This window comes from Syntrophorhabdaceae bacterium (assembly GCA_028713955.1).
In the GTDB taxonomy this organism is placed as follows: domain Bacteria; phylum Desulfobacterota; class Syntrophorhabdia; order Syntrophorhabdales; family Syntrophorhabdaceae; genus UBA5609.
Genome location: JAQTNJ010000017.1, coordinates 1 through 12,479, shown reverse-complemented (window position 1 = coordinate 12,479; position 12,479 = coordinate 1). Strand labels below are relative to the sequence as shown.

Genomic DNA, 12,479 nt, shown 5'->3' with positions numbered 1-12,479 from the left:
AATTTTGATATTGTTTAGAGATTGGTGCTTCGATATTAGAATTTAGGGCTTCACAAGCTGTCTGCTGAAAGCTGAGCCTTATTTCTCTTTAACGACCTCGATGTATTCGTAGCTTTTCAGATGTTTAAGGAAGGTCTCTTTCTTTTCAACAGGGACGTTGACCCTGTATGTCCCTTTCGGCAACCTGTATCTCCTGATCTGGAGGTTGTATGTCCGGAAGGTCCTGTACGGGAGCTCCATCGCCTTCGCGAGGATACTCGTGTGGATTTCCCTGTCTGTCTCAAGCGTGATCTCCGAAAGCGAAAGGGATTTGTATAGTTCCTTTTCATCGATCTTGATACCATACCGTTCGCGGTTCAGGATGATCTCTTTAACGGCAAGGATCCGGAAGACATACCGTTCAGTCTCCTCGGGAAGGTAAAGGTCAAGGAAATCTCTTGTCCCCTGATGCTCCATTGCCTCTTTCAATCGTGCGGGACCGGCATTATAGGCAGCTATAGCGATCAGCCAGTCGCCAAATTCTCCGTAGAGTTTCTTCAGGTGTACCAATGCGGACCGCGTGGATTTTTTGATGTTGTACCGTTCGTCGAGATTGTCATTGATGTAGAGACCTTCTCTTTTGCCTGTCTCTTTTATGAACTGCCATATACCTGCCGCATTCGCCCTCGACAGAGATCTCGGGAGAAGGTAGCTCTCCGTGATTGCGACATAGATGAGGTCAGACGGAAGTGCCATCTTTTGAATCTCTTCATTGATCGTATTCAGGTATTTAAGATACCGTTTTACAATAAGCGTCAACTGTCCTCTATTTTCGAGGAACTGAAAAAATTCCCGCTCGAAGCGTTCCCGCACATCTTCCCTGTATATGGGGATCTTCTTGTCACAGAGCGTGAGATTGTCCGGCAGGGCATCGAGGTTGAAGATGTCGACTTCATGCTGCAGTTTCATGACATCCTTCTCAAGGTCTCCGATCCTCTTCTCCGGCGAACCAACCCCCTTCTTCTGCGTCACCTGCGCACCCGCTTCCGTACAGCCAGCCAGAAGCATTATGATAATCATAAATGTCAACGCACATATACGCGCATACACGTATCTTTTAAGACCTGCTCTCCGCTCTCCGCTCTCTGCTCTCTGCTCTCCGCTCCTCATGCCCCTTCCTTCACCATCCTGACGAGTATGGAAACCCTGTTCGCCATCCTTTCCATGAGACCCTTTATATCGATCTGCACGGAACCGAGGTTTTCATATCTTTTTCTGTAGATCATCTCCAGCTCTTTCCGCCAGTGTTCGACAATCTCGATCTCTTTCTTATCCATTTCGATCTCTAATTTTTTTTTCAATTCTCTCATGAGCTTCTCATTCATCTCCATAGGCTTCCTCCTTACGTTTCACGATATAACGGTAGATGAGGATCAACACGGTAACCAGAACAAGCACGGCAGGTATAATAATCCTTTCATATTGTTTAATGTCGCCGACAAAAACAAAAATAACCTTCCCGAAAAGATATCCTATTATAGAAACGATGATGCTCCACCCCATGGAATTGACGATATTAAAAAGAACAAATTTACCCATCTTCATGTTCGTGCAGCCAAGAAGGATGAGTATGACCGCCCTGATGCCTACCAGAAACCGTATGAGAAAGATAATAAAATTACCGTATTTATGGATGACCTTATTCGCCAGCGGGACCTTGTTGCGGATAAACTCGAACCGTTCAATAAAATTCTTTCCAAAATATTTTCCGAGAGTAAAAAAGGTAAAATCACCGATGAAGGTACCGATGAAGGCATAGAGCATAACCATGTATAGATTCATATAACCAAGCTTTGCGAAGATCCCACCGATGAGGACCGTTGTTTCCCCTTCGAGAAAGGTCCCTATTGATATACCGATGTAACCGTATTGCGCTATGTACGTTTCCATGGAAATTATAAACTCTCAGCACAGCTTTCAGCTAAATATGCGCATCCCAAAGTAATGTAATGGTCGATAACCCCTCCCGTAGGATAACCCCTCTTTAGTAAACCATTGTATATAAATTTTTCTTGATAGGTCAAATAAAACATTTCCCTGCCGGCTATCAACCACGCGCTATCCGTTGCCGGCCGCGTGTTTCCCTGCCTCCTTCTTTTCAACGATCTTCATGAGGATGATGCCGATCTCATAGAGAACATACATGGGGACAGCAAGGAGCATCATGTTGTATACGTCAGGCGTGGGCGTGATAATTGCCGCAGCAATGGCAATGAAGAGGATTGCAAATCTTCTTGTTTTTGTGAGGGATTTCGATTTTACCAGACCCATCTTACTGAGAACAAGAAGAATAATCGGCACCTCAAAGGTGATACCGAAGGCAAAGATCATTGCGGCACAGAAAACAGCAAACCGCTGAACGGATATCATCGCCTTGATAGCGCCGCCCTCGTATCCGACAAGAAACTTTATCCCTGAGGGGAGGACAACCGAATAACAAAAAAGGCTTCCCCCGTAAAAAAGAACGATAGCAAACAGAACAAAAAGATAGCCATAAGCCGCCTTGATGCCGGTTACACCATGAAACTCATGCCAGGCCAGATAGATGATCACCGGCAACGCAAAAAATACACCTGCGTACATGGCGACCTCAACGGTCGTAAGAAAAACCTCCGGAAGGGTCAGGTAATAGACCTTGATCCCGGCTGTTTTGAGAAGGAGCCTTATAAGGTCTTTTGAAAAGAAAAAGCTTACTATCCCTGACAGTACGGCAACGGCCATTGACTGGACAATGAATCGCCGTAATCCGGTTAATAAAGAAAAGATTTTTTCTCTTTCCATGGAAGTTCAGTTCGTGAGGTACCGAGGGAGACGATATACTTGAGCGCATCGTCCGTACGCATATCAAGAAATACCAGCTCTTCTTCTTGAGCCATGATGAGATAGCCCGATGTCGGGTTTGGGGTAGTGGGAATAAAGACAGAACAGAGGTCCTTGTCTTCAAGCCGGATCCGCTTTGTTACAAATCCCAGCGCATATCTGCCCTGGAACGGGAACTCAATGAGCACGACCTCGCGGAAGGACTTGATCTTTTCCGATGAAAATGCGTCCGTAATGTCCTTCACAGAACCATAGATCCCTTTTATAAACGGTATCTTTTTAAGGAAGGTCTCGCCGTATGCAAGCAGGGTCTTGCCGAAGTAGTTCGATGCCACGACACCCGTAATATAGACGATGACGATAAAAAGTATAAAACCTGTTCCGGGTATATATACCGCGTGCCCTATGATCTGCGAAAGTATGTTCCTGATGACCGGTGCAATAATTGCCTCAATGGAGGAGATAACGAGATAGACAATATATATGGTAATGATGAGGGGGATAAGGATGAAAAGACCGGTAAGGAACTTTTTCTTCAGGTGCTTGGAAAGGCTCATAATTTCGTAATACTATAATTGAACATGGGCAAAGTCAAATGATTTAGGGGCGGGTATGCAGGGGGTGGGTATCCCTGCCGCACTCCGATTGCGTTTCCCGACCGTGACTAAGGTTTGTCTCACTCAACAGTCATAACTCGGCCTTATACGGCCTCAGACAATTCCTGTTGTCCTTACGGGAACGTTCGACTTCACCTAAGCACGGTAAACCCGGGTCACTCCATAGTCGTGCTGCGGGGATACCCACCCTCTGTACTGAGAGAATTTGGTGGTTAATGAAGAGTTTGAAAAAACTTTCTCAGGCCGTCGGCGGTATCAACGGGATCGTAACAGGTATTTCCAAGGCAGGGAATGATATAACCTTTGTCACTACTATACCGGATTGCCGTATAGGGATAAAATTCTCTCAGGGCTTCTTCGGCAAGACGGGACGCCGGTTGGGCGTTGATATCGAGCTTGAGCGTGTGGAAGAAGGCGTCCATGGCGCAGAAATAGTATCCGGCATGGAGTCCCATGATCCGGGCCTGAGGAGAAAAGGACTTCAATGCTCGTTCGGCAACGTGACGGTACCTGTCATCATCGGCCATGAGGGAGAGCCTTACGAGTAGTATAATGGCAACGGCATTGGCAGACGGATGCGGTATGTCCCCCACTCCTTTCAATCGTACATCGATAACATCTTCATCGGTATCAAAAAACCCGCCCTTTTCTTCATCCCGGAAAAGCTCTATGCACCTGTCCGCATATCTCCTGGCCTTCTCAAGATATGATGGGTCGCCTGTTACCTCATATGCTGCGAGGAGGGCATCTATAAAACAGGTATAGTCGTCGAGCAATGCCTTTACCCCTTCGGAGTGGTATAACCGGTCATCCGCAACGTTGATCTCAAGTATCCTGCCCAGCGTCTTCAGCGCAAAGTCTTTGATCGTTTCGTCCCGCAATATCCTGTAAGCCTTGAGATAGGCAGCAGCCATCATGCCGTTGAGGGATGTATAAAGCGCCTTGTCTATAAAAGGTTTCGTGCGCCCATCGCGCTCCGCGAAGAGTTTTTCCTTCCCCTGCCGGATAACGGCCTTCACGGTTTCGATATCCATACCGGTCTTTCCTGCCAGTTCCTCTACGGTCATCCTGACGGAGAGCACCTTCTTCTCCGGGTCATGGTGCACGGCATTGAAGGTGTGAAGAAAATAGAGGGAAAGCACCTTGTATTCATCTTCATTAAGCGCTCTTTTAAGATCCCCGTCGGTCCAGGTAAAATAGCCGCCCTCATCATCAGGCGTAACGTCCGCGTCCATGCTTGCGTAAAAACCTCCGTCAGGGCTGGAAAGCTCCTTATTCACGAAACGGAGGATGCCCTCTGCAACCTTTTTATAACGATCATCGCCAAAGGCGGAATAGGCATCGATATAGTTCCTCAAAAGCCATGCGTTATCGTCTGTCATCTTTTCAAAGTGAGGGACTGTCCAGGCCTCATCGGTCGAATACCTGTGGAAGCCGCCGCCAAGCTGGTCATGGAACCCGCCGTCTGCCATTCCGTCGAGCGTCTTCTTCAGAAGGTCGCCGAGGCCTTCATCCCGCGTAAAAAAATACCGGTTCAGCAGAAACTCAATGGCACCCGACATGGGGAACTTGGGGGCCTGTCCAAAACCTCCATGCAGTTTATCCATATAAGGAAGCATGCCCTGCGCTGCATGATCGATCATTGTTGTATTAATCTCTCCCGGCGCTTCATCCTGCTGGTTGAGCAGGGCAACGAATTGATCACTTTGCTCGTGGATCTCGTCCTTCTTCGTCCTGTAAAGCTCGCTCACGGCAAGGAGGATCGTCTTGAAACCGGGTCTTCCGTACATATCGACAGGCGGGAAATAGGTCCCCCCGTAAAAAGGTTTCTTGTCGCCGGTAAGGAATACGCTCAGGGGCCAGCCGCCGCTGAAACCCATGGCCGCCGTTGCCTGCTGGTATCTCCTGTCGATATCAGGCCTTTCATCCCGGTCGAGCTTGACGGCGACAAAGCGTTCGTTGAGGACGTGGGCGATCTCGTCGTCCTCGAAGGATTCTTTCGCCATCACGTGGCACCAGTGGCACCATATCGCCCCGGAGCTTAAGAAAACCGGTTTGCCTTCTCTCTTCGCCTTCTCGAAGGCCTCTTCGGACCACGGGAACCAGTCGATCTTCTGACGCGCGGCGTGCTGCAGATAGGCTGATCTTTCATTCGCAAGTCTGTTCATTTATCCCTCACTTGAATGCCCCGAGCTGGCATGGAGATATTTTTACCTTCATTTTTTCACATACTGCCGAAACTGTGGCCCTGGATACATCAAACCTTTTTGCAATCTCCCATGCCGCATAGCATGAGAGCCGGTCGTTCACCAGGGAGGACAGAATGGCCGGCTCGATCCCCGGATCAATTTTATCGGGCAGCGCAGGGATGTTTTTCTCTTTCCCGTGTCCGAAAAGGCCGAGCTGGCATTTAATTATTCGAACCTCAAGCAGGTCAATCGCAGTTCCCACATCATCCGGGTCTGCGTTCAGCTCTGCCGCTATACTGTGGGCTTCGGCGCAGGATATTCTATTTTCGGATATTTTTTCCTTTAACCTTGCAGCAATCGTTTCATTTAATTTCGCACCGCATCTCTTTCCTGCATAATTTCCTGCATCTTCGTGTGTCATTTTTTTCCTCCTTACATCCTTATCCCGGTTTTGTGATATGTTTCTCCTCTTATGCACCAGAACCAACGGTCTGTCAAGGGCTGGCCCTGTAACTAAGGGTATCTTTTCACTGTAAGCTGTCAGCCGTGAGCTGTATTGTACGTGCAGTACGGTTCTTCTCCGAGCATGTCTCCCCGGATCTCATAGGCCCGCGCCCTGCACCCTCCGCAGATAGCGAGAAACCTGCATGTGCCACATTTGCCCTTGTATGAACGCAGGTCCCGGAGTTTCGTAAAGACCGGCGAATCTTCCCAGACCTTCTTTACGCCTTCTTTCCTTACATCTCCGGAATCCATTTCAAGATACCCGCACGGTTGGGCGATCCCTTTGTTGGAGATAAACATGAAGCTCTTCCCCGCGAGGCATCCCGCGCTCTTCGGCGTGTCGCCCTTCTCTTTCACTATCCTGTAATAGTGCGGCGCGCAGGTCACCTTCATCTCCAGCTCGTTCTTCTTTTCTATGGTATAGAGCCATTGAAGGACATCCTCGTACATCTTCGCGTTCAGCTCTTCGCCCCGCAGCCCCTCGCCCCTGCCGACAGGAACAAGCAGGAAAACGTGCCATGCGACGGCGCCTATCGCTTTCACAAATTCATAAATCTCCCCAAGGTCATCAACGTTCAAACGGGTAACGGTAGTGTTGATCTGAAACGGCAGGCCGATATTGTTCAATATCTCCGCCGCGTTCACTACCGCGTCAAATGAGCCCCGGACGCCCCGGAAGGAATCATGGGAATGCCTGTCTTTTCCATCCACGCTCATGCTGACCCTTTTGATACCCAGTTCCTTGAGCTCCAACGCCTTTTCCTTATCGAGGAGTGTGCCGTTGACGGCGATGACGAGCCTCAGTCCTTTTTCATTGCCGTACCGGATGATCTCGAAGAGGTCGTCTCTCATGAGCGGTTCGCCGCCCGTGAGGATCACTATCGGCGACGCGAAGGAGGAGATATCGTCGATGATCTTTTTACATTCTTCTGTTGTGAGTTCGCCCTGATGGGGACCGAGGGTCGCCTTTGCCCTGCAGTGGATACAGTTAAGGTTGCAGTTCCTGGTCAGCTCCCATGCGACCATTCTCAGAGGGAATTCTCTCTCGCCCATCTTCCTATGTCCTTGGCAAAATAGGTGATCACCATATCGGCCCCTGCCCTTCTGATACTGACCGTGGCCTCGAGGACGGTTCTCTTGTAATCGAGATACCCTTTTGCCGCGGTGGTCTTTATCATCGTATACTCACCGCTCACCGAATAGGCGGCGAGGGGTATGTTGAATGTCTGCCGCGCCAGGGCAAGGACATCGAGATAGAAGAGCGCCGGCTTGACCATGACGATATCAGCGCCCTCCTCGATATCGAGCCTGATCTCCCGCAGCGCCTCCCTCTGGTTCGGAGGGTCCATCTGGTATGTCTTTCTGTCACCGAACTGCGGTGCAGACTCTGCGGCATCCCTGAAAGGGCCATAAAGTGCTGATGCGTATTTTGCCGCATAGCTCATGATAGGGGTCGTCTGGTAGCCGTTCTTATCAAGGATATCGCGGATCTCCTTTACCCTGCCGTCCATCATATCCGACGGCGCTACCATGTCGGCGCCTGCCTCGACATGCGTCAGCGCGCTTTGCGCGAGGAGCTTCAACGTCTCGTCGTTGTCCACGTCGCCATTCCTGATAATCCCGCAGTGACCGTGGCTCGTATACTCGCACATGCATACGTCGGTAATGACAAGGATGTCATCGCCGAAGAGCTTTTTTATCCTCTGTGTTGCCTTCTGGATGATCCCGTTCTCATCATAGGCGCCGCTTCCTGTTTCATCTTTCTCTTCAGGGATGCCGAAAAGGAGGACCGCGGGTATGGAAAGGCTTACCACGTCCTCGATCTCGCGCATAAGCCCTTCAATGGAGAACTGGTATATGTCGGGCATGGATGGGATGGGGATCTTCTCCTCGTGCATCTCCTTGACAAAGAGTGGGTAGATGAGGTGCTGCGGGGAGACGGCGGTCTCTTCGATCATCTTTCTGAATTTCTCATTCTTTCTCAGCCTTCTTGGTCTATATTCCGGAAAGTTCATGTTGACTCCTTATTAAGCGGAGAGCGTGGAGCGGAGAGCATAGAGTTAAACTCTCAGCTCTTCGCTCTCAGCTCTTAGCTCTCAGCTCTCTGCCCTCTGCTATCTCCTGGTCCGTTAAGTAGCACTGCGGGTCTTCTGCCCAGACATCGCCTGTTGCCGCCTCCGCGCGTACCCGGAAATTCCCTCCACAGATACTAAGCCACCTGCACCGGGCGCACCTGCCTTTCACGTACTTCTTTTTCTCTTTCAGTTTGGCCATGAGTTCATTGCCGGTGTCCATCCAGATCTGGCTGAAGGGTCTCTCCCTCACGTTGCCGAAACTATAGTGCCTCCAGAACTGGTCCGCGTGGACATTGCCTTCCTCATCGACACAGGCGATCCCCACACCGGAGGCGTTCCCCTCGTTCATCATGAGGAGTTCGTAGACCTCTTCCGCCCTCGCGGGATCTTCCTGATGAAGCCGCATATAGAGATAGGGACCGTCAGCATGGTTGTCGACGGTAAGCACCTCAATCGGTTTGCCTTTATCGAAAATTGCTTTTGTCCGGTCCATGATGTAGTCTACGACCTTGCGGGCTTCGCCGTGCGCAAGGTCATCATCTTTGAGCTTCGATCCCCTGCCCGAATAGACGAGGTGATAGAAGCAGGCCCGTTCAATATCCTCTTTCTCGATGAGGTCGAAAATCTTCGGTATCTCCTGGTAGTTTCTTTTATTTATGGTGAACCGCAACCCCACCTTGATGCCTGCCTTCTTCGCGTTTCTCATACCGGCAAGGGCCTTTTCGAATGCGCCTTTCGAGCCCCGGAACAGGTCGTTGACACCGCCGATGCCATCGAGGCTGATCCCAATATAGGAAAGCGACGATCGGGCAAACCTCCGCGCCTTCTCTTCTGTAATGAGCGTTCCGTTCGTGGAGATAACGGCCCGCAGATCCTTTTTCACAGCGTAATCGATAAGCTCCGGAAGGTCCTCCCGCAGGAGCGGCTCTCCGCCGGAGAAGAGGATCACCGGCACACCGAACTGCGCCAGATCATCGATGAGCCTCTTGCCTTCTTCCGTTGATAACTCATTGCCCTTGTAATCTTCGCCCTCTGCAAGGGCATAGCAGTGGATGCATCTCAGGTTGCACCGTTTCGTCATGTTCCATACGACAACGGGTTTTTTGTCCTTCGAGAACTGGAGGAGGTGGGAGGGAAGCTTTCCCGATTCCCTTCCATAGCGGAGCGGGTCCGATGCCTCAACAGCACTACAGTAGAGCTTTGAAATACCGATCATTCTGTAATTGTGTGCATAAAACGGAAAAAAGTCAACGTTCTAATGAGTTAGCGTTTGCATTAAGGCGTGTCAATAGATTATGATAAGCATCTATGTCGGCTGAGTTGAGAATTTCCCACACGGCCCTTAATCCTTAGGCTTTTCTTTCATAAATAACGTACAGAGGGCATATGCAATGCTCGTGGCAAAAAGGAGCAGAAAGGCTGTCTTATACCCCTGGGGAAGGTATCTGCCGTCGACTTTGCCGCCTATGTCCATGAAATGCCCGATCAGGGGTTGGTAGATGATCCCTCCCACGAATCCGAAGATGTTCACACAGCTTACCGAGGTGCCTGCCATTTCGAGAGGAAAGAGTTCCTTTGTAGCAGTAAAACAAATAACAATTGATGCGCCGATACAGATCCCTATCACAAGAAAGAGGGCATAGAGGACGGGGACGGACAGGGACTGATAGAAGAAATAAAAGAAGGCCCATTCTATGGCGGTTACGAGGCTGCATCCGAAGAGGACCTTCTTTCTGCTTCCCAGGATATTATCAGAAAGATACCCCAGCAAGGGGCTTCCTACCACCATTGCGATGGCAACCATGGACAGGATATTTCCGATGGCCGGCGTTGAGAGCCCGTAAATGTCCCGGAGGTAGGGCCCTGCCCACAGGCCGTTAAAGCTGAAAAGAATAGCGCCGTTGCAAAAACAAAAGGCCGCAAGCGGCCAGAAGCGGAGAGTCGAGAACACCATCTTTATTCCTGTCAGAAGACGCATCTTCTCCTGGGCGCCGTCGGAATCTTCGCGCGCATTGATCTCGGGGAATCCCTTCTTCTTTGGCGAATCGACCACCAGGAACCATGTGAGGATAGAGAATAATAAAGTAATTACGCCAATGGCGATGAAGCCGGCCCGCCAACCGAAGCTCCTCGCTGCCAGTGCAAGAGGTGTTGACGCCGACAGCCACCCGATGCCCCCGGCAGCCATGAGCGCCCCGGAGATCTTTGCGTATTCCCTGGGCCTGAACCATTCGGCGAGGGTCTTCATGGCAGGCACAAAGATCCCTGAGAGACCCAGTCCTACGACGATGCGCGATGCAGTGGCCATTCCAAAATTAGGAGAGAGTCCGAACATGAGGGCGCCTGCTCCGGCGAGGAGTGAAAAAAACGTCACCGTCTTCCGGGAACCCCAGGAATCGGCCAGGAGTCCTACCGGCACCTGCATGAGCACATAAGGATAAAAGTAGCCCGAGGCAAGCACGCCAAGGGAGGTGGCGTTGATCGAGAAGGTCTCCACAAGGTCCTGGGCTACTATGGCAGGACAAACCCTGTGAAAATAGACAAAAAGGTACTGCAATGCGAGGACCATGAAGATCACCCAGCGATACCGCATTGCCGCCTTTATCGTCCGCTCCATTGGGTCCTCCTTTTTTTACGATAGCCCCACCACAACTTTTCGCAGTATAGCAAAACCGCCCACAGGCGTCAATAATGAAGGCCAGGCGTCCTGGGGCGTAAGCGAGAGGAACGGTCTCCCGGCCAACAAATCTGTTTATATTCATGGCGATTTGCTGTATAACATCGCTGCGCTGTATAAGTAGATTCCCACGGGCAAGCCCGTGGCACTATAAATACGCGCCTTGCGGGAAAGACCGCATTCACCCATGTCTAAAGACGTGGTACTCTGCCGGCTCGTGTCGCTCCGATGAATCTATCCAGCGAGTTTACGAGCGAGAGGAGGAGGCTCCACTGGCTTTGCCGGTGGAGGGGGCGACGCGAGCCATATGGATAGAGGAGGCACACCCTATCAGGACAGGTAATAGATGAAGATATATAAACTGCACAATACCGGCGGAAAGAAGGAAGATGTCCCGGCTTCGCCGGATAATATGCCTTTCGGGAAATACAAGGGTCAGCGCATCGACACGCTGCCCGATAACTACCTTATTATGCTCGCAGACGATTTCAAACGGGACAGGCCCGGCAGCGTCCCCCCTGGCCAGAAGTTTACCTTCAAGGTGCCCCTTGACATTATCGAAAAGGCAAGGAAGGTCCTCGACAAACGGGGGTATCGCAAGAAGGGTACAAGGTGGGAGAGGGACCGATATTGAAAACTGCGCGTGCATGTGGTATTGTAAGCACATTCGGGGCGTAGCGCAGCATGGTTTAGCGCGCTTGCCTTGGGAGCAAGAGGTCGCTGGTTCAAATCCAGTCGCCCCGATTAAAAATCCATCTGTTAATCTCTTCTGCATTCATCGCATGCTGCTACCGGAAAATCTACAGGGTTTCGTACGGGAGGGATCAGTACAGACCATGAATATCCAGATCTTCGGCACGCTAAAATGCCGGGACACAAGAAAGGCTCAAAGGTATTTTAAGGAGCGGAGGATACCGTTCCAGTTCATCAACCTCGCGGAAAAAGGCCTGAGCAAGGGCGAGCTTAACAGCGTAAAGGCCGTTATAGGAGTAGACAACCTGATAAACAGGGAAGGTAAGGAATATGCCAGGCGGAACCTCGGGTATCTCACCCATAATATCGAGGAAGAACTGTTGAACGATCCGCTGCTTTTCAAGACCCCTATCGTGAAGAACGGCGCATTGGCAACTGTCGGCTATATGCCCGATGCATGGAAGAAGTGGGGGGAGGAAGAAGACACCCGCAGATAAATGTTGCAATCTTTTCCTTTTTATGTGACAATATATATGGAGTTTAGGAACATCTGTTAGTAGCGGACGCAGAAATCACAATTTTTGTCGTATCTTCATAACACAGTTCCGTATTAATCCACATTCTAAAAAGGAGGTAAGTCGATATGGCAAAAGGAACTGTGAAATGGTTCAACGAGTCAAAGGGTTTTGGTTTCCTTACTCAAGATGACGGCACTGATGTGTTTGTTCATTATTCAGCCATTCAGAGCAGCGGTTTTAAATCCCTGTCTGAAGGCGAGCAAGTAAACTTTGATGTCGTCAGCGGCCCGAAAGGCCCTGCCGCAGCAAACGTAACAAAAGGCTAAGCCTACCAAGCAGGTCCGGAT

The 12,479-nt window shown here is 50.3% G+C and carries 14 protein-coding genes and 1 tRNA gene; 4 read left to right on the top strand and 11 right to left on the bottom strand.

The features are described from left to right. Positions 1-78: 78 nt before the first annotated feature. The 11 genes from PHU49_03025 to PHU49_02975 all read right to left on the bottom strand — a co-directional run bounded on the left by PHU49_03025 (position 79) and on the right by PHU49_02975 (position 10,861). Positions 79-1,149: a lytic transglycosylase domain-containing protein gene (locus tag PHU49_03025; GenBank protein ID MDD5242969.1), complete on the bottom strand. Its 1,071-nt coding sequence runs from the start codon at positions 1,147-1,149 to the stop codon at positions 79-81. Continuing rightward, positions 1,146-1,370: a hypothetical protein gene (locus tag PHU49_03020; GenBank protein ID MDD5242968.1), complete on the bottom strand. Its 225-nt coding sequence runs from the start codon at positions 1,368-1,370 to the stop codon at positions 1,146-1,148. The genes PHU49_03025 and PHU49_03020 overlap by 4 nt, the downstream gene beginning before the upstream one ends. After that, positions 1,357-1,929, bottom strand: a complete 573-nt coding sequence (locus PHU49_03015; GenBank protein MDD5242967.1) for a DedA family protein — start codon at positions 1,927-1,929, stop codon at positions 1,357-1,359. Before PHU49_03015 ends, PHU49_03020 begins: the two co-directional genes overlap by 14 nt. Positions 1,930-2,097: 168 nt before the next feature. Beyond that, a complete protein-coding gene (locus PHU49_03010) occupies positions 2,098-2,820 on the bottom strand; it encodes a twin-arginine translocase subunit TatC (GenBank protein ID MDD5242966.1) in 723 nt (240 codons plus the stop codon). After that, on the bottom strand, positions 2,790-3,416 hold the full coding sequence (locus tag PHU49_03005) for a DUF502 domain-containing protein (GenBank protein ID MDD5242965.1): 627 nt from the start codon (positions 3,414-3,416) through the stop codon (positions 2,790-2,792). The genes PHU49_03010 and PHU49_03005 overlap by 31 nt, the downstream gene beginning before the upstream one ends. A 272-nt stretch (positions 3,417-3,688) precedes the next feature. Then, a complete protein-coding gene (locus PHU49_03000; protein MDD5242964.1) occupies positions 3,689-5,644 on the bottom strand; it encodes a thioredoxin domain-containing protein in 1,956 nt (651 codons plus the stop codon). A 7-nt stretch (positions 5,645-5,651) separates the two neighbouring features. Then, positions 5,652-6,086 carry a hypothetical protein gene (locus PHU49_02995; protein MDD5242963.1) on the bottom strand — a complete coding sequence of 145 codons (435 nt, stop codon included), beginning with the start codon at positions 6,084-6,086 and terminating at the stop codon, positions 5,652-5,654. 119 nt (positions 6,087-6,205) lie between these two features. After that, the gene (locus tag PHU49_02990; protein MDD5242962.1) at positions 6,206-7,222 is read right to left on the bottom strand and encodes a radical SAM protein; all 1,017 of its coding nucleotides are present in this window, start codon (positions 7,220-7,222) and stop codon (positions 6,206-6,208) included. Then, the gene (hemB, locus tag PHU49_02985; protein ID MDD5242961.1) at positions 7,198-8,184 is read right to left on the bottom strand and encodes a porphobilinogen synthase; all 987 of its coding nucleotides are present in this window, start codon (positions 8,182-8,184) and stop codon (positions 7,198-7,200) included. Before hemB ends, PHU49_02990 begins: the two co-directional genes overlap by 25 nt. A 67-nt stretch (positions 8,185-8,251) precedes the next feature. Next, a complete protein-coding gene (gene ahbC / locus PHU49_02980; protein ID MDD5242960.1) occupies positions 8,252-9,460 on the bottom strand; it encodes a 12,18-didecarboxysiroheme deacetylase in 1,209 nt (402 codons plus the stop codon). Positions 9,461-9,586: 126 nt separating this feature from the next. Continuing rightward, positions 9,587-10,861, bottom strand: coding sequence for an MFS transporter (locus PHU49_02975; protein ID MDD5242959.1), 1,275 nt, complete (start codon positions 10,859-10,861; stop codon positions 9,587-9,589). Between the two features lie 406 nt (positions 10,862-11,267). Between PHU49_02975 and PHU49_02970 the strand changes: the two genes are divergently transcribed. The 4 genes from PHU49_02970 (at position 11,268) to PHU49_02955 (ending at position 12,458) form a co-directional block, all read left to right on the top strand. Then, positions 11,268-11,555: a DUF3820 family protein gene (locus PHU49_02970; protein ID MDD5242958.1), complete on the top strand. Its 288-nt coding sequence runs from the start codon at positions 11,268-11,270 to the stop codon at positions 11,553-11,555. A gap of 34 nt (positions 11,556-11,589) precedes the next feature. Next, positions 11,590-11,665, top strand: a tRNA-Pro gene (locus tag PHU49_02965). A 92-nt stretch (positions 11,666-11,757) separates the two neighbouring features. Further along, on the top strand, positions 11,758-12,111 hold the full coding sequence (locus PHU49_02960) for a hypothetical protein (GenBank protein ID MDD5242957.1): 354 nt from the start codon (positions 11,758-11,760) through the stop codon (positions 12,109-12,111). A gap of 146 nt (positions 12,112-12,257) precedes the next feature. Continuing rightward, a complete protein-coding gene (locus PHU49_02955; protein ID MDD5242956.1) occupies positions 12,258-12,458 on the top strand; it encodes a cold-shock protein in 201 nt (66 codons plus the stop codon). The last annotated feature ends 21 nt before the right edge of the window (positions 12,459-12,479 follow it).

Coding starts and splice junctions, on each gene's coding strand:
- PHU49_03025 (MDD5242969.1), bottom strand. CDS start 1,149: ATGAGGAGCGGAGAGCAGAGAGCAGAGAGCGGAGAGCGGAGAGCAGGT.
- PHU49_03020 (MDD5242968.1), bottom strand. CDS start 1,370: ATGGAGATGAATGAGAAGCTCATGAGAGAATTGAAAAAAAAATTAGAG.
- PHU49_03015 (MDD5242967.1), bottom strand. CDS start 1,929: ATGGAAACGTACATAGCGCAATACGGTTACATCGGTATATCAATAGGG.
- PHU49_03010 (MDD5242966.1), bottom strand. CDS start 2,820: ATGGAAAGAGAAAAAATCTTTTCTTTATTAACCGGATTACGGCGATTC.
- PHU49_03005 (MDD5242965.1), bottom strand. CDS start 3,416: ATGAGCCTTTCCAAGCACCTGAAGAAAAAGTTCCTTACCGGTCTTTTC.
- PHU49_03000 (MDD5242964.1), bottom strand. CDS start 5,644: ATGAACAGACTTGCGAATGAAAGATCAGCCTATCTGCAGCACGCCGCG.
- PHU49_02995 (MDD5242963.1), bottom strand. CDS start 6,086: ATGACACACGAAGATGCAGGAAATTATGCAGGAAAGAGATGCGGTGCG.
- PHU49_02990 (MDD5242962.1), bottom strand. CDS start 7,222: ATGGGCGAGAGAGAATTCCCTCTGAGAATGGTCGCATGGGAGCTGACC.
- hemB (MDD5242961.1), bottom strand. CDS start 8,184: ATGAACTTTCCGGAATATAGACCAAGAAGGCTGAGAAAGAATGAGAAA.
- ahbC (MDD5242960.1), bottom strand. CDS start 9,460: ATGATCGGTATTTCAAAGCTCTACTGTAGTGCTGTTGAGGCATCGGAC.
- PHU49_02975 (MDD5242959.1), bottom strand. CDS start 10,861: ATGGAGCGGACGATAAAGGCGGCAATGCGGTATCGCTGGGTGATCTTC.
- PHU49_02970 (MDD5242958.1), top strand. CDS start 11,268: ATGAAGATATATAAACTGCACAATACCGGCGGAAAGAAGGAAGATGTC.
- PHU49_02960 (MDD5242957.1), top strand. CDS start 11,758: ATGAATATCCAGATCTTCGGCACGCTAAAATGCCGGGACACAAGAAAG.
- PHU49_02955 (MDD5242956.1), top strand. CDS start 12,258: ATGGCAAAAGGAACTGTGAAATGGTTCAACGAGTCAAAGGGTTTTGGT.